This window comes from Chryseotalea sanaruensis (assembly GCF_003990915.1).
Taxonomy (GTDB): domain Bacteria; phylum Bacteroidota; class Bacteroidia; order Cytophagales; family Cyclobacteriaceae; genus Chryseotalea; species Chryseotalea sanaruensis.
This window is the reverse complement of the sequence record NZ_BHXQ01000001.1, coordinates 946,835-963,606: the sequence shown is the minus strand read 5'-3', so window position 1 is coordinate 963,606 and position 16,772 is coordinate 946,835. Positions and strand designations below refer to the sequence as shown.

Below are 16,772 nucleotides of genomic sequence, written 5' to 3'. Positions count from 1 at the left end.
TTTTTTTAACCCCAAATTTTTTTTGCTTGAGAGTTAGGATCGTTTTTTCGTTGAAGAATAGAGGGGCTTATGTTCCTTTTCACCATCAGTACCTGATAGCCCAGTTTATCAAAGGTGTACTAGTTTTTGGGTCAAATCCTGATTACAGAAGTTTTTCGCTGTTCAATTTTTCAGGCTTAAAAGGGCAGACTAAAATCAGCCGCAAAGGCCTGCATTTTTACTCCTCAAAAGTTACCCTGGTCTTTGCCTGTACCGATAAGCCTTTTCTGGACTACTTCATGGATCAGCTCTTTAAGATGCGTGATATTATGGTAGGGAACCTGCAGCTTTCCCCAGAGAGCTATGAAAATGAAGATGCTGTAACTGTTGGGCAGGAAACTAAATTTTTATGTATTTCGCCTATCGTATTGTTGCCTGCTATTTTTAATGATGAAAGCAGCAAACGTTTTATCTCACCGGGCACCGATGAGTTTTCAGATTTATTATATGATTCTACCATCAGTAGGATGGAGGCCTCAGGCAGATATTCGCCCGAAGCAATTACATCTTTTTATAAATTTCAATTGGTAGCTGATCAGGATTATTTACAGCGCTTGCAGGATTCGCATAAAAAGTTTGCACGCATTTATCCTTTATATGATAATGATGTTCGATTCGAAGTAAGAGGCTACACCTTTCCTTTTAAATTATATGCTGTTACTGAGGTTCAGCAATTTATTTACGAAAATGGTTTAGGTCATTATACTGCCAAGGGTTTTGGTATGCTCGATTTGGCCAACAACGATGCCATTCAGCGGCATGAAGAAAAGCATGCTGTTTATGCTTAACGTGGATTTTTATTAAGTTGTAAATAACCTACAAGTAAATCAGCTCTTGGTTGAAGTGATTTGTAATACACCAGCACTTCATAAAGATTTTCAGTCTCAAAATGGTTGCCCTCCAGGAGATTACTCTTCTTATTACCCTTTTCGATAATATATTGATAATTATACCAGCCTTGCTTTAATAATAGTTCTTTTCTGTACTCCTTTCGAGCAGAATCGTACAGCATCTCACTTTCTTTACTAAAAGAATTGTTCACAAGTTTACCCTCTAAATGCACAGTACCGTCTATCTTTTTTCCAGTGGATAAAGTAAAAACAGTTTTAATATAGTTTTCTGAATATTGTAGTGTGTAATCATAATTCATGATAACAAAGTTGCCGTTAAAATCGAGGTATTGCGAATAGCGATCGTGCTGTCTGGATTTATCAAGGCCTGCATAAGCTGTATACGGTTTGACTGATCTGTCTATTTTTGCCAGGTTTTGTCCTGTATTAATTATGGTTCGCAGATCGATGAAGCGATATTCATTACCGCCATCATGCATGTAGTCTTCGTCATTTACTCTGTATTCGATTGCGCGTTCAGCTTCTCTTATAAAAGCAGGAGGAATATTTGTAATTAAATTGTCCCAACGTTGATTTTGTCTGATTTGCACTTCAAATTGAGTAGAAGCATTGATAACATCAAGGTTTGGATATTGAAATGAAAGACTAATGCCTTGTTTATTGTTTAGCTGACCTGCACCAGATAAATCTGTATTCAATGAAAGCTGAACCTGCTTACTATAGACCATAAAACGTTTAGAGAGTACAGGCTTGCTATCATCTAAATAGACGGTAAGCACATAATTGCCACTTAACTTTACCGAAGGGACAATGAACCAATAATGTAGATAAGGTATGTGGGTATCTGAAGAAAAGGCATATTGATTAATAGGGAAACTATTGTATTCCATCAGGAAATCTAAATTGGAAAGACTGGATTTCGTCCAGTCGGAATTGCAATGGCTAATACGCACTGTGTATGATTGATATGCAGTTACGAGGTCGTCAAACTCAAGTCTTAGATTTTGCTCCTGAATAGGAACACTGGCTGGTAATAAAACATTAGTAGCATCGTTTTTGTCGGGATAAAGCTGCACAGTTTTAATTGTGGATGAAAATACCCCATCATCAAACAGATTATAGGATACTTCACCAGTTGTTGGGTAAGAAAGAGGGGTACAAGAGGCCAGTAATAAAAGGACAAGTAGTTTCTTCATAAATTCCTTTAAATTAGAAATGTATTCCAACTTTAGAAAAGAAAGTCGTGTCTAAAGAGCGCATGTATACAGAAGAAGAGCTTATAAACGGTTGCCGTAAGGGAGATCGTGCGTGTCAGCACCTGCTATACAAGCAATTTAGTAAACGTTTAATGGCGGTCTGCCTGCGTTATTCCAAATCGGTGCCGGAGGCAGAAGATGTATTACAGGAGGGGTTCGTAAAGATTTATCAGCACTTACCCAATTTTAAAGGGCAGTCGCAACTTGCTACCTGGATGACACGGATAATGGTTAACACGGCTTTAAACATGCATCGAAAGAAGCTCTACCTTTTTCCGATGGTTGATGTTGGAGAAGTTTCTCTGGAAACAAGTGCAGAGAGCCTCAATACTTTGGCTTTTGAGCAGCTGCTGGATATGATACAATCATTGCCCCATGGTTGTCAGTTGATTTTTAACATGTATGCGGTAGAGGGCTATACGCATCAGGAAATAGCAGGACTTTTAGGCATATCGGAAGGGACATCAAAATCGCAATATGCCAGGGCCAAGGAATTGCTGCGGAAACAATTGCAGCAAGAAGAAAACAGATTGAAGTATGGAGACAAGTGATAAGCAGGAGAATTGGATTAAAAAATTAAACGAAGCCGAAGTTGCGCATTCTGATGCCGTGTGGGAAGGCATTGAAATGCAACTGGATAAAGATGATGAGGTGAAGCGTTTACGCAGAACTGTAATCTTATATAAGTGGCTTGCGGCCGCTTGCGTTTCAGTAGCATTGCTTTCTGGTGCGTATACTTATTTTGGAAATGGTACAGCAACATCTTTTAATCAGCAACTCGCTATAGAAAACAACTCGAAGACTAATCAAGATGTTGTAAGCCCACAATATCTGGACGAATCCTCAGTAAATGATCCTTCCGGGGATGCGACAATATTTGAAAAACAAACTGGCAAGTCTGGCCATATACATGGTAGCCAAAACAACGTATTAACAACTAAATCAGCCAGATCAGCTAGAGCACAAATGCCTGAGCAAGAAAGCTCGAACAGTATTTCAAATGGTACTCATTTGCGTATGACCTCAACTGATTATGGAAAGTCATTGAAAGAAGTAATGCCCGCTGCTAAAGGTGGATATGCTTCTTTTAATACTACATCCCGAGCCAATCAATCAGGGGCAGAAGAGATAAAGTCACCACTTGTGAAGGAAGATAAATTATTACTAACCGCGGCTTTATTGAGTGAAGAAGAAACTAAAAAGAAAAAAGAGAACGATAAGGGGACTGAGCAATTTTGGACAGCAGTGGGCTTTGCTGCTGGTACATTTAGTAATACAACACCAAGCAGTCCGAGTGTGGCTGCGGGGGTGCTCAACAATTCTTTTGCCGGTCAAACCGCAGCAGCAGAAAGTAATTCTCCTGGTTATACCTATGCCGTTAATCTAATGGTTGGCACAAAAGTTTCGCAACGATGGCTAATACAAGGGGGTATGAGTTACATTTCGCAAACCTCAGACTATACAGCAACATCCGTAGTGGCTGACCCGGTTCAACAAACATTAAGGGCGGCTTCGATTAATCAGTTTGAAAAAAATTCAGATACTAAATCAAACATATTAACCACCAGCCCATACAGTGTAAATAACAATATACAATTGATAAGCTTTCCGATGCAGGCGGGCTATATTGTTATAGACAGAAAGGTTGGTTTTCAGATTAATTCAGGATTTTCCACGGACTTGTTTTTACAGAACACGATAACGCCACAAGTTGAAAATCTTGAGAAATCCACACAGGGAAGAGGTGATGACTCCCCATACAAAGCATTTAATATAAGTGGTTTGATAGGAACGGAACTCAGCTATCGGTTTGGCGATCAATATCGTTTAGCGATATCTCCCGGCTTGCGTTACCCATTTAGCTCTATATATAAGACTGATTTAGGGGTGAAATCCAGTCCGCTCACTTTTGATGTAGCTCTCCGTTTTAGGTATATTTTAAAATAGTTTTCCAACCTTTTTGAGTTTGGCTGTGTCTAACGAACAAAGCCACTCACTATGGAAACGTTAGAAAACAGACTACAAAAAAGGGTGCATATCTCACTTTATGCACTGCTATTTCTAATGATTTTATTGGGCTTAAGTGTATGTCTTGAAAAATTGGCTGTTTAACCTAAGCCTATTTATTTTTTTGGGTTTGTATTTGGGTAATGGGCTGCCGGCAACCGAACGTAGGCTCTGGATTCGGACTGGTAGCCCTTACTTTTAGAGTGTATCAATCGTTTCTGCTAATTCATCCCATTTTTTATTTACCACCTCTAATTTTTGAGTGATAATAGCCAACTCCTGTTGAAGCTTTTGAAGCTCATTAAAATTACCAAAGATTGAAGGGTTTGTCATGTTTAATTCAATAGTCTCTTTTTGCTTCTGTAAGGTTTCCATATCACCTTCTACCTTTTTCATTTCCTTTTCAAGCGACTTCAACCGATTTTGATTGTTGTCGTTCTTAGGGGCTTCTTGTTTCTTTTCTACTTTAGGTGTCACTTGGGTTTTAACAGGTGCTGTGGTTATGGCAGCCTGTTGTTTTCTCCAATACTCATATTCATCATAAGTACCTGGGTATTCTTTTATTTGTTTATCTTCTATGTACCAGATTTTATTAGCTACCTGACTTACGAAATGGCGGTTGTGAGAAACTACCACAAAGCTTCCTTCATATTGCTGAAGTGCTTGTATCAAAATGTTTTCAGATATGAAGTCAAGGTGGTTAGTAGGTTCATCTAGTAATAAAAAGTTAGCTTCCGATATCAATGTTTTAGCTAAAGCCACTCTCGATTTTTCTCCACCAGAGAGCACTTTAATTTTTTTGTATTGATCATCATCCGAGAATAAGAAACAACCCAGTACATTTCTTAATTCCTGTTCGGTTTTACCCGAACCTGCTTGTTTCATTTCTTCAATAATTTCGTTATCGAGCTTTAATGATTCAAGCTGATGCTGTGCAAAAAATCCCTGAATAACATTATAGCCCAATGCTCTTTCGCCTTCAATCGGTTCGGTTCCTGAAATAATGCGAAGCAAAGTAGATTTACCTTTACCGTTAGCACCAATCAGTACAATTTTGTCTCCTCGTTCAATTGTGGCATTGCTGTTTTTTAAAATCTCCAAACTGCCATAAGCTTTTGAAACATCTTTTAAAGTAATGATGTATCGACCCGGTTGTTGTTTAAAACGGAAACGAAAATTGACAGCTGCTGTATCGTCCACCACCTCCTCAATGAGATCAAGTCTATCTAGTGCCTTAACCCTAGACTGTACTTGTTTAGCCTTAGTTGCCTTTGCTTTAAATCGTTCAATGAAACGCTCGGTCTGCCTTATCTTAGCTTGCTGATTTTCGTATGCACCATTTTGAATTTCTTTTCGAAGTTCCTTTTCTTCTAAATAGAAAGAATAATTCCCTTCGTAAGTAATCAATTGACCTTGTGTAACCTCAACTGTTTTTGTGGTTACGTTATCCAAAAAGTAACGATCGTGAGAAACCACTATAACGGCACCTTCATAATTACGCAAATAATTTTCTACCCATTCAATAGAAGGTAAGTCCAAGTGGTTGGTAGGCTCATCGAGCATGAGTAGAGAAGGTTTTTCTAATAATAGCTTTGCAAGCATTACCCGCATGCGCCATCCACCGGAAAACTCGCGAAGGGGTCGATGAAGATCCTGAGTAGTAAAACCGATACCTTCCAAGATTTCCTCAGCTTTGGCCTGCATGGAGTAGCCATCCAGTTGTTCAAACTTTTCCTGGAGATTGGTTAATTTTTCAACCATTTCATCTGAATACTCGGTTTCCAGTTTGTGTAGCAACTGCTCTATCTGCCTTTGCGTGTCAACAGCCTCCTTAAAGGCTTCCATGGCTACCGTTACAATAGCATCGTCAGATTGATAAGAGAGTAGATCTTGATTTAAGAAACCAATTGTGCAATCGTTGCTTTTGCTTACTGAACCTGCATCAATGGTATATTCCCCATCTATAATTTTCAAGAGTGTTGATTTCCCGCGGCCATTCAAACCAATTAACCCGATTTTATCCTTCGGCTTAATAAACATATTGGCATTTTCGTATAAGGCTCGCCCCCCGATAAAGTAAGAAAGGTTGGTAATAGAAATCATGGTGCAAAAATAAGCAAAGCGTTGCGCTAAGCATCATAACTAACCTGAACCACTTACAGAAAAACGTGTTAAATAGAGTATTGAATGTGTTATTTTCGTTTAAAATTCAGAGCTATGAAGAAATTGATGATACTGTCGCTAGCAGCACTGGTGCTTTGCTGTAACAATGCGACAAAAGAAGTGAGTAAGGTTGTGCCAGAAGGAGGAGAAGAAGCTATTACAGAATACGCCAAAACATTGCCCCTTGATAAAATTAAAATGCCTGCCGGCTTCTCTATTGAAGTATATGCGGAGGTAAACAACGCCCGTTCTATGGCGATGAGCCCGGAAGGAACACTTTATGTGGGCAATAGAAACGGTGATAAGGTGTATGCGGTAAAAGATACTAATGGAGATAATAAAGCTGATAAGCGCTGGGTGATTGCCTCAGGCCTGAATATGCCTAATGGCGTTGCCGTGAACGATGGTGACTTATATGTGGCGGAAGTGAGTCGCATTACCAGATATGATGATATTGAAGCGAATTTGGGTAAAGCCATTACACCAGTCGTTGTAAAGGAAGATTTTCCTACTGAAACACATCATGGATGGAAGTATATTGCCTTTGGACCAGATGGTAGATTGTATGTACCTGTAGGCGCACCTTGTAATATCTGTAAGTCAGAAAAGGAAATTTACGCCTCTATCACTTCTATTAAAAAGGATGGTAGTGATTTACAAATCTATGCCAATGGCGTTCGTAATTCTGTAGGTTTTACCTGGCATCCTGAAACAAAAGAAATGTGGTTTACAGATAATGGTCGCGATATGTTGGGTGATGATATTCCTCCTTGCGAACTGAATCGTGTAACCGAAGCAGGATTACATTTCGGTTACCCTTATTGCCATGGTGGTACTATTAGCGATCCTGAATTCGGGAAAGGGCAGTCATGCGAGAAGTTTATAAAACCAGCACAGACCTTGGGGCCGCACGTTGCGCCACTTGGACTTAAATTTTACACAGGGGATAATTTTCCTGAACAATACCGCGATCAATTGTTTATTGCCGAGCATGGAAGCTGGAATCGTGCACAAAAAATTGGTTACCGTATTAGCATGGTCAATGTTGAGAATGCGAGCACGGCAACTACTTATGAAACTTTTGCTAGTGGATGGTTAGATGAAGCAGAACAGAAGTCGTGGGGCAGACCAGTTGATATACTGGTGCTTGAAGACGGTTCAATGTTTGTATCAGACGATCAGGCAGGGGTAATCTATAGAATTTTTTTTAAAGGATAATGCGCTAACAGATTGATGTAGATAAAAACATCAATCAGGTATCATTTATGCCGGACTTGTTTCAACATTCCAATTATACAAGGGATGTAGAAATGAGTCCGGCATTTTTGGTGCTACAGGAAGTCTATCTGTTAAGCACAAATATGAATAGGGGAGTGATTACCTATGCTGTGTGAATTTGTGAAACCAGTCTGTCCGGTCTGTGGCAAATGATCCTTTCAAGATTTAAGGAGCGAAGACATAATCAAAAATCATCCGCTATATTCTCGACCTCTTTCTTCTTATCGTCCTTCATCTTTTTCAAAATGGGAAATGACGTATAAGTAAGTTCAATTTTGTCTTTTTCTACTGCTTTAAAAGTCAGTATTAGGTTTTCAGATTTCCAGAAGTACTGTTCATTTCGGAGATCCCATTCAGATTTGCCCAAAGCAAGTTCCATACCTTTCATTAGGCGTGTGTCTTTAACGGTTACAACCTTGATGATGTAGATCAAACCTTTGTATGTGGTTAGTTCTACTGCCTCAACTATTATATCACCGATATTTTTATAAACAGGATAGTCTACTGCATATATTTTAGAAAGCTGCCCTTCTTTATTTGTTGATTCGCTTTTAAATGTGGCTCCTTTTATGGAATCAATAGGTGTTCCTAGTTTGATATCCTTAAAACCATTGCGTTTTTCTAATTCTGCTGAATTTTGTGCAACGGCCCATCCAGATGAAAAGAATAATGCTAAGTAAATGAGTGATCGCTTCATGTTTATAACTTTTTTGTTGGAAAGACCAGGCTTTATTTCATTCCTTTAAATGAACGTTGTGCATGGCCATTTCATTCTCTTTAGTAATATTGTCGTAGAAATATACAAAAATCATGCAACGTCCTGCTTTCGATGACATTTTTATGGAATTGGCTGTTAATCTGGCCAAGCGCTCTCATTGTGTAAAGCGACATGTAGGCGCTGTGCTTACCAAAGAAACGAGAATTATATCCATAGGCTATAACGGTCCTCCTGCAGGTACACATAACTGTGATGTTGAGTTCCCTGAAACAGGATGCCCGCGTGATTCAAAAGGTGGATGCTCACTGGCGCTTCATGCCGAACAGAATGCCATTTTATATGCAGTTAAAAACCAGACCTCTGTAGATGGTGCTACGCTATATGTAACGCTATCTCCTTGCCTTGCATGTGCACGTATCATTTACACTATGGGCATCAGCAAGGTTATCTACCTGAAGTCTTACGCAGCTTTTAAAGGGCTACCTAATGATGAGGGCGTGGACTTCTTAACACGCTTTGGGGTTCAAGCTGAGCAATACACCGGAGAGCTTACCAACGTAACGCACATGATCTAAGAAATTACTGGAATTTACTTTACCACTTTCTCCAAGTCAGTAATTACTTTAACAGCAACTGCTTTAGCATTTTTTGCTTTAGCTGCTTTAAGTACAGTAATAGCACGCTTTGCTGTTTCAATCAGACCAACAGGGTTGTTATCGTGGCGATAGCTTCCTAAGCACCAGGCAATATCGTTTTGAAGCTTTTCCTCAATGTTCAATTTTTTAAGTGCGGTAAGCGCAGCTTCGTTTACCATATCGAGTGTAATAGATGAATTGCTCGCTTTTTTCGCTGGAGAAGACTTCTTAGCACTTGTGCTAACCTTCTTTTTTACTGGTGTTGTAGACTTTGCCATCGTTTAATCCTTTGGTTACACTAGAAAATTACGATGTATGTAGGGAAGAATAAAGGAGTTGAGACATTAAATCTCTGCAAACGATTTTATAAATAAGAAAAACAGGTGTGCTCACCAGGGTCTGGATCAAGGTTGCAGGGTTTAAGGATCTGAAGGATTTTAACAACTAAGAATTTAAAGAACTGATTATCGGTGGATGGTTTCGGTTTGGACTGGGTCTGTTGAAACTAATGTGATGGGTGCGTTCAGCTTTATTTCAATGAAATGAATGTTGCTAGATGACTTATTCTAATCATTCAATGTTAAGTCGATTGTGGATAACTTAATAAATAAGAGGGTGGATGAATGAGTAGGTAAGAAGTTTTTCTTAATAATATGAATGCGTGTGTTTATAAAAAAACGAAGGGGAAGAAATCCTAGATTACTTCCCCTCGCAAAGTCTTTAGGTTATACCTAATTACTTCTTCTTCTTGGCAGCCTTCTTAGCAGTTTTCTTAACTGCTTTCTTTGCTGTCTTCTTAGCGGTTTTTGCCATAGCGCTTAAGTGTTTAGTTTAAAAACTGATGAAAAGTTATAACAAAAAATTAATCTGCAAAAATTTTTACGAAAAAATTTTCAAGTGCGAATTTTTTTACAGCATTACTCATCACTACTTTGGGTTAAACATTCATCAAACAATGTTGACTTCCATGTTGAGTTTGATGCCGAAATTAGATTCAACATTCGCTTGAATTTTTGTTGCCAACTCAAGAATATCTTTTCCTTTTCCATGTCCGTAATTGACTAAGACCAGCGCTTGTTGTGTATGCACACCAACTTTATCAAAGGTCTTTCCTTTCCATCCGCTCTGTTCAATAAGCCAGGCTGCAGGTACTTTAACATGCAATGCATCAACAGCAAACATTGGCATTGCAGCATGTTTTTGTTTTAAGATTTCGTATTGTTCAAGTGTAATAGTTGGGTTCTTAAAGAAGCTTCCGGCATTACCAATCTTTGCTGGATCAGGAAGTTTTGATTGACGAATTGCAATGACAGCATCACTTACAGCCTTTAGTGATAACTCATTGATATTCATTTTTGTAAGAAACTCTTTTATAGCGCCATATTCAGTCTTGATAATATGATTTCGCTTGCTGAGCTTAAAGCAAACATGTGTTATGAAGTAACGATTCTTGCCTTCGTTTTTAAAATAACTTTCGCGATATCCGAAGGCACATTCCTGATTAGGAAAGTCACGAAAAGTTCCTTTTTCAAATTCGAAGGCAGTAACAGACTCGATAGTGTCTTTCACTTCTGCACCATACGCTCCAATGTTTTGCATGGGTGCGGCACCAACCGATCCGGGTATTAACGAAAGGTTTTCGACACCACCCAGTTGTTGCTTAACACAGTATAAAACGAAGTCATGCCAGCCTTCTCCCGCACCAACTTTCAACCAACAATGGTCATCGTTTTCTTTCAGAATCTCTATCCCTTTGATCTCATTTTTGATGACCAAACCATCAAAAATATTTTTTGTAAAAAGCAGATTACTACCACCACCAAGAACAAGTTTGGTCTCTTTTTGAAGAAAGTCCAGCTCAAGTAAAGCTTTAAGCTGCTCCGCTTTTTGTATGCTAACGAAGTAACGTGCGGTGCACTGAAGACCAAAAGTATTGAGTAATGTCAGATCAATGTTTTCCTGCAGATGTATCATTTAAGGTAATTAGTCACCGCAAGTTGCTAAAAAATATCTGACCATCCCTCAGTTTAGCTAAAGGAGCAGGTGATAGTAAAAAAAACAAGTTGATCTGTTTCGATTTGCTACTTAGTTAGCTCCTCAACTTCCTGTTTTGAAAGTTTAAAAATACAAATGCGAGGGAAACGACCTGCCAGATAGGTAATACCACAAACAGCTATACCATCATCACTGGTTTGAATGAGGTTTCCAATTTCAAATGGATTGGCGAAACCAAGATAGCGACTGCCTGTAAAGCTTCCATCATCTTCGTTATAAGCTAAAAGTGCGATTTGCCTGGCTTGCGTATTTGATCCGAAAACAATACTTGCCTGCTGGTCAGTAGTGTGATGTAGTAATCTTACTGTTGCGTTAGGAGCCAGTTCAGGTAAAGTAAAGCCGCCCAACTCTGTGCCTATTGTAATACCGTTAGTGGTTAGGTTGATTTGCGGGAGCAGAAAATTGTCACCAAAATTAAAGCGCGATGCGGCAAACTGACCTGCACCAACTGGCATTACAGCACTGAAGCCACCATCATCTTGCTGACCGTAAACAACGCCAGCGGGATCATCCGCTCCGAAGCTGGTAAATACCAGGGAGAAAGTGTAGTTATAAAAGCCGTTGTAATAAATGGCACCACCAGAAGTTCTGCCTATAGCAAAAGGAAACTTCCTGCCACCTTGTATAAAATGATTGATGATGGGCTCTTCAGTTTCATCACCAACGCCAATACTAAAACCTGTAGGGCCGGCACTGATGGAACCAGTAGCACTCAGTTGTGTAATATCCATTTGCTTATCTTCATTGTCATAGCTGAGAAGAAGTATATTATTGCCATCAGTATTAATAGCTAATGGATAAGTAAGTCCCAGTGGTGTAATGCTTCCATCAATGTCACCATTAGCGTTTAGTCTGACTAATTGTGCCAGTTGCAGGTTTGTATCCATGCAAACAAAGTGATAAGCACCATTAATCAGGAGCAGAGGCCCGACTGGGTTTACATATTGGGTATCAAAATCATCCACCTCGTTAACAATTTGTCCAGTCTTATCCACTTTCAGTAAGTAGATGCCTGTAAAATTACTATCATCCAAACGTTTGCCAGCTAATACAAGATAACCCTCATCGCTGGTTTGTTGTATATCAATAGGCGTAAAAGCAGCATTAAAATCTGCATTATCATAAATTCTGAAAAAGCTTTTTTCTTCTAACCTCAGATCAGCTTTCTCCAGGCAAGCAGAAACAAGCAAAGTCAGCGGAAGGAAAATTCGTATAATAGACTTCATGTGATTAACGATCTAAGGTTTTAAAACCACTGGCGAGGTAACGCATTGGAAAGAGACATCCGAAAGAAAAAACGATGTTGTTTAGCTTGATATCATCTAAAGCATCACCTACACCTGCCAAACGATCATTCTTATACCGATTCTCTGTAGAGTTGGCCAGACTCATGCCCATTCTATAATTTCCTTCAAGGGTTAGTCTTACATTCCCCAGATTATAATTGACACCCGCACCAGCAGAGATTCCCCAATAATTTTTAGCAAATAGGTCTTCAGCCCCAACTAATATGGGATCATTCTCAAATTCATTTAGACCACCGGAAGCATAATCAACTCCATTGACAGTCACGGCTTTATTTGCATTAACCTGTATAGCATAATAGACACCTGCTTGCACGAAAGGTCTTAGCACACTTCCTGCAATGTCGTACTTAACCAGTAAGGGTAACTCCGCATAATCAGTTTGTTGCTCTTGCTTATAATTGAGCGTTAAAAGATTGGTTGGACTGTTGGCATCCATCCATTCATATCTATTAGCATATTCAAAGCGCGAGTGAAAATAGGTTGGTTGTACACTAATGGAAAAGCCCTTGGTGTAAAATGTAACTTCTAAAGCAACCTGGCTACCAGTTAGATTAAAGTTTTTGTAATTTTTAACATCTACTATGGCATTGGGTGGAGGTACAATCACAGAATAGCTTTCCTGCACTTTAGCTTGAGTAAGGTTTGTGCCCGCTTTAAAACCTAACCAAAATTGCTTTTGCAAAAACGGATTGCTTTTCTTGGCAGCTGCGGTTCCAGTTGGGTTTCGTTTATTCACCTTGCGTGCTTGCGCATAAACCTGCGTGGTAAGCAAAGCAGAAATCAGGATAAGGAGATAATATTTTTTCATGTAGGGGTGAGATTGGGGTTGGTTGAGGTTTTATCGTATCACAAGTTTTTTATTTTCTTTAAAAAAGCCTGATTTAAAGTTACACACATAAGTGCCCGGTTGTAAACTTTGAATGCTGCATTGCACTTCGTAAGTACCGGGTTCGTAAAATCCTTGTACGAGTTGTTTCACTTCTTTTCCCAGGTTATCCAATAGTTCAATTGAAACCTGATCGGCATGGTTTACCTTGAACTTAATACTAACATTATCGTGAGCAGGGTTGGGATAAATACTTTCCAAAGCAAAACGACTACTCACAAAACCTTCTGCACTGGCGATTATATCGTTGGCTAGTGGTAGGGGTTCATAATTAACACCATCGACACTGCCATCAATAAAATTACCGAAGAATATGTCATTGTTCAATACTGTTTTATCCACCAGCATCCAATCCTTTAAAAGATTGGCATAGATCTGTCGGTAATCATATTGCATTTCTACATTATCCTTGGTAAGATCAGGCACTTTACCGACTACGCCTGGCTGCACGCCTTTTCCAAAAATAAAAATCGGACCACCAGTACCGTGGTCGGTACCATAACTTCCATTGGAGTAAATACGTCTTCCGAATTCTGAAGTGGTAACACTCAGCACGCGATCTTCTAAACCACGTACGCGTAAGTCCCGTTGGAAAGCATCCATAGCTGAAGAGATATGATACATGAGCGCAGCGTGTACACCCATAGTTGGATCATAACTCGTCACTTGATCTGCATGTGTATCAAAGCCACCAATCTTCACCAGAAATACTTTTGTTTTACAACCACCTGCCAATAAGCGGGCAATCATTTGTAATTGTGCAGATAAGCCATTGCGCATGCTACCCTGGGGCGCATTAAAAGGGTAGCGCTCCGGATAAGTAATGCTACTGTTTCCACCAGCTAGGTAAACATCATATAAACGCTGTGCGTAATCTTTAGATTTATTTTCTAAACCCAAAATCCACTCCATCTCTTTGTAATAGGATGAACCGATTAAATGAGATGGTGGTATACCTAAGGGATCCAGACTGGCATCTTCCTGAAAACCTTCAAGTTCAGAAACAAGCTGTGCAAACCCTTGAGGATTATCTAAAGAAATAGAGGTAGGGATGTTGCCTTCCTGATGAAAGATAAGCGACAAATCATTTCCGGTTTCAATGGCCAGTGGATCGGGCATTTCTGCATTCGGAAAATCATCGGGGTAGGCATTGGGCGCATACTCTTTGCCTAAATAGCGACCTAACCATCCGGAAGAAAAATAGTCATCGGAGTTTCCTCCCATAAATGAAATATCCCGACCTCTGAAATGTGAACCATTATTATTTTTATACGAGACACCTTGCACGACTGTCATTCTTCCCTGATCGTACAAAGCTTTCATGTGTGCCATGTCTGGATGTAAACCTACCTGACTATCCAACGGTAGTGTTCCATCAAGCGTAATCATTTTACGCGTGGAGTTTTTAGAAGGTATAGCAATGTTGGGTCTGGCATTGTAATACAATTCATAAGCATCAACAGGTATAATACTGTTCAGTCCGTCATTACCACCATGCATTTGAAGAATAATCAGTACACGGTCGTTAGTGCTTTGCCTGGCCATGCGTGTCAACGCATTCTCAGCCATCACATTAAAAGGAATATTAGCCAGTGTGAAAGGTATGCTTACCGCTATTGGTAATTTTTTTAGGAAATTTCTACGCTTCATATAAATCGTTTACTGAAGTTGATACTCAGGAGTTTGAAGCAAGACATTAAATAGTCTTTGCAATTGTTCTGTAGCAGTGCTGATACCCACACCACTTGTCCAGCGTTGTGTCCAGGCAGCTTCAGGGTCAGGATCAATGTCTGATAAGAAAACGTTCAGGAAGTATTTGAGTCTTTCAGCTGTTATACCAGAAACACCATCATCGGCATCTTCATCAAAAGTCAGGTTATCGCTTACTGGTAAAAAATAGCCACAGAGTTCAATTACTAAATCTCTTGCATTACCTGCAATAGCATCAGGCACATTGTCTTTAACAAATTGATACACATCGATCTTTAGTGGGCTATCTGACAAAGGGTTAACTATGTTTCGAATAAAGTCGTAACGTCTTGTTAAATAATTTACATTGATCCAGCTTCTGTGATAAATAGGAAACTGATGATATGCTTCGTAGCCTGCCACATCGAAAGGTTGAAAAAAATTCATGCCCTGATTGTCTGCAACACTTATTATTTCTCCTGTGATGGTATAGAAAGAGGTTAAGTCAGTACTTTGATCGGGTACACTTACACCGAAGGAGCCTACAGTGTTCATCACCAGCTCTAATGGTGATTTAATAATGCCACCGTAAGTATCATCGCCAACTCCGGGAGCGGCTTCGTAGAAAATTTCACTACATAACAGGTTTTCAATTACCGTTTGAAGTTTAAAACCACTATTAGTAAATGCATTGGCCATCTCTTCAATAATTGTGCTATCGATGGCAGGTGTAATTTCATGATAAACAAAAAAGCGGTACAACTTTCTGCAAATGTGTTTTGCTGTTTCAGGCTGAGCATAAATTAAATCAACCAACTGACGTATTTCTTCTAATGCGCTTTCTTCTGTGGCGCGATTGCCATTAAGTAACAAGGGATCAGCTGAAATGGTACCGGGCATTCTATTGCTGAATATCTTCGGATCGTTATCGTGACCTGAAGCATCCAGCGCATTGCCTCTCACACGTCCTCGTGGTAATTGTGTTTCAGGATCGAGTGTTACGTTAGGATCAGTAATGGAATCAAAATCAGTATTGGTTGTCCAGCCAGAGAGCACCCGTGCAGCGGCTTGTACATCTTGTTCCTTATACACGATGTAATCACCTTGTTCAGTGGCTTCAGGAAGTGATCCTTCTAATCCACGACCAATAGAGTAAAGCTCGAATAGTTCGCGTGAATAGTTTTCATTCGGACTTCCTTTAACATTCAAGTTGCCATCAAGCAAAGCTATCATGGCATTGTCTACACTCACTTTTACTGTGAGGTTTTTGAAATTAAGTTCTAAGGGTGGAGGAGGAATGGGGAGATCTGGAAAGGTTGGCGGGGGCATGTCATCCAAAGCAAACATGCGATACAAAGCATTTTGGAAATAAAGCGATCTGCTATTGCCTACCTTTTCCTGAATTGTTGTAAAGTGTGTATGAAGAAAGTATACAATTTTCTCGCGGGCACTGTAAGCCAGCTTTTGATTGGCTGGGAGCCCTGAAGCCATCATTTGTCCGACAAACCAACGCTTAAAAGCTTCCTGCAATTCTCCATCCATTTGATCTGCGGCATAAATGCCGGACTCAACCCACTCCTGATTTGTTTGTGGATTGATGGGTAAGGGAGGATCAGGTAAAATCTGCCTGAAAAGTTGGGTAATGGCCTGTCGGGGCGTAAGGTTTTCAAAAGTATCTTCGATATCTTGTTTAGTAAAACCGAAGGTACACCTGCGCAATAAGTGGAGGGCCCTTTTATAACCCAAGGGCTCGTTTAATTCGATGAGGGGCATAGATAAGTTTTAATCGAAGTTAATACATGTGTACTATTCATGGAATTAAATTAACCGGTTGAACGGTTATATAAAGCGATATTTGTTTGTTTTTTACTACAATCAGGATTTACCT

Annotated in this window: 14 protein-coding genes; 5 read left to right on the top strand and 9 right to left on the bottom strand. The window is 39.6% G+C overall.

What is annotated here, in order from left to right; all coding sequences use genetic code 11:
• Nucleotides 1-26 precede the first annotated feature (26 nt).
• Nucleotides 27-827 (top strand): CRISPR-associated endoribonuclease Cas6, encoded by an 801-nt coding sequence (locus SanaruYs_RS03890; protein ID WP_127121175.1) that lies wholly within the window; start codon nucleotides 27-29, stop codon nucleotides 825-827.
• Here the strand turns inward: SanaruYs_RS03890 and SanaruYs_RS03885 are convergent.
• Nucleotides 824-2,086 (bottom strand): type IX secretion system plug protein, encoded by a 1,263-nt coding sequence (locus SanaruYs_RS03885; RefSeq protein WP_127121174.1) that lies wholly within the window; start codon nucleotides 2,084-2,086, stop codon nucleotides 824-826. The genes SanaruYs_RS03890 and SanaruYs_RS03885 overlap by 4 nt on opposite strands.
• 47 nt (nucleotides 2,087-2,133) lie before the next feature.
• Between SanaruYs_RS03885 and SanaruYs_RS03880 the strand changes: the two genes are divergently transcribed.
• Together SanaruYs_RS03880 and SanaruYs_RS03875 are read left to right on the top strand one after the other, a co-directional pair.
• Nucleotides 2,134-2,697, top strand: a complete 564-nt coding sequence (locus SanaruYs_RS03880) for an RNA polymerase sigma factor (RefSeq protein ID WP_246011832.1) — start codon at nucleotides 2,134-2,136, stop codon at nucleotides 2,695-2,697.
• Complete coding sequence (locus SanaruYs_RS03875) at nucleotides 2,684-4,093, top strand: outer membrane beta-barrel protein (protein WP_127121173.1); 1,410 nt, start codon at nucleotides 2,684-2,686, stop codon at nucleotides 4,091-4,093. Before SanaruYs_RS03880 ends, SanaruYs_RS03875 begins: the two co-directional genes overlap by 14 nt.
• Nucleotides 4,094-4,351: 258 nt before the next feature.
• Here the strand turns inward: SanaruYs_RS03875 and SanaruYs_RS03870 are convergent, their stop codons facing one another.
• Nucleotides 4,352-6,256, bottom strand: coding sequence for an ABC-F family ATP-binding cassette domain-containing protein (locus tag SanaruYs_RS03870; RefSeq protein ID WP_127121172.1), 1,905 nt, complete (start codon nucleotides 6,254-6,256; stop codon nucleotides 4,352-4,354).
• A 114-nt stretch (nucleotides 6,257-6,370) separates the two neighbouring features.
• Between SanaruYs_RS03870 and SanaruYs_RS03865 the strand changes: the two genes are divergently transcribed.
• Nucleotides 6,371-7,534 (top strand): PQQ-dependent sugar dehydrogenase, encoded by a 1,164-nt coding sequence (locus SanaruYs_RS03865; RefSeq protein ID WP_246011831.1) that lies wholly within the window; start codon nucleotides 6,371-6,373, stop codon nucleotides 7,532-7,534.
• A gap of 244 nt (nucleotides 7,535-7,778) precedes the next feature.
• Here the strand turns inward: SanaruYs_RS03865 and SanaruYs_RS03860 are convergent, their stop codons facing one another.
• The gene (locus tag SanaruYs_RS03860; protein WP_127121171.1) at nucleotides 7,779-8,291 is read right to left on the bottom strand and encodes a hypothetical protein; all 513 of its coding nucleotides are present in this window, start codon (nucleotides 8,289-8,291) and stop codon (nucleotides 7,779-7,781) included.
• Between the two features lie 113 nt (nucleotides 8,292-8,404).
• Here SanaruYs_RS03860 and SanaruYs_RS03855 point away from each other — a divergent pair, with 113 nt between their 5' ends.
• A complete protein-coding gene (locus tag SanaruYs_RS03855) occupies nucleotides 8,405-8,887 on the top strand; it encodes a deoxycytidylate deaminase (protein WP_127121170.1) in 483 nt (160 codons plus the stop codon).
• 14 nt (nucleotides 8,888-8,901) lie between these two features.
• On the opposite strand, the gene SanaruYs_RS03850 is transcribed toward SanaruYs_RS03855, so the two are convergent.
• The 6 genes from SanaruYs_RS03850 to SanaruYs_RS03825 form a co-directional block, all read right to left on the bottom strand.
• A complete protein-coding gene (locus SanaruYs_RS03850; RefSeq protein WP_246011830.1) occupies nucleotides 8,902-9,225 on the bottom strand; it encodes a hypothetical protein in 324 nt (107 codons plus the stop codon).
• Nucleotides 9,226-9,895: 670 nt separating this feature from the next.
• Nucleotides 9,896-10,921, bottom strand: a complete 1,026-nt coding sequence (gene murB, locus SanaruYs_RS03845; RefSeq protein WP_306307920.1) for a UDP-N-acetylmuramate dehydrogenase — start codon at nucleotides 10,919-10,921, stop codon at nucleotides 9,896-9,898.
• Nucleotides 10,922-11,028: 107 nt separating this feature from the next.
• Nucleotides 11,029-12,228 carry a hypothetical protein gene (locus SanaruYs_RS03840; protein WP_127121169.1) on the bottom strand — a complete coding sequence of 400 codons (1,200 nt, stop codon included), beginning with the start codon at nucleotides 12,226-12,228 and terminating at the stop codon, nucleotides 11,029-11,031.
• Between the two features lie 4 nt (nucleotides 12,229-12,232).
• A complete protein-coding gene (locus SanaruYs_RS03835) occupies nucleotides 12,233-13,117 on the bottom strand; it encodes an outer membrane beta-barrel protein (protein ID WP_127121168.1) in 885 nt (294 codons plus the stop codon).
• Between the two features lie 30 nt (nucleotides 13,118-13,147).
• Complete coding sequence (locus tag SanaruYs_RS03830) at nucleotides 13,148-14,845, bottom strand: DUF1501 domain-containing protein (protein WP_127121167.1); 1,698 nt, start codon at nucleotides 14,843-14,845, stop codon at nucleotides 13,148-13,150.
• A 9-nt stretch (nucleotides 14,846-14,854) separates the two neighbouring features.
• Nucleotides 14,855-16,657 (bottom strand): DUF1800 domain-containing protein, encoded by a 1,803-nt coding sequence (locus SanaruYs_RS03825; RefSeq protein ID WP_127121166.1) that lies wholly within the window; start codon nucleotides 16,655-16,657, stop codon nucleotides 14,855-14,857.
• Nucleotides 16,658-16,772 lie beyond the last annotated feature (115 nt).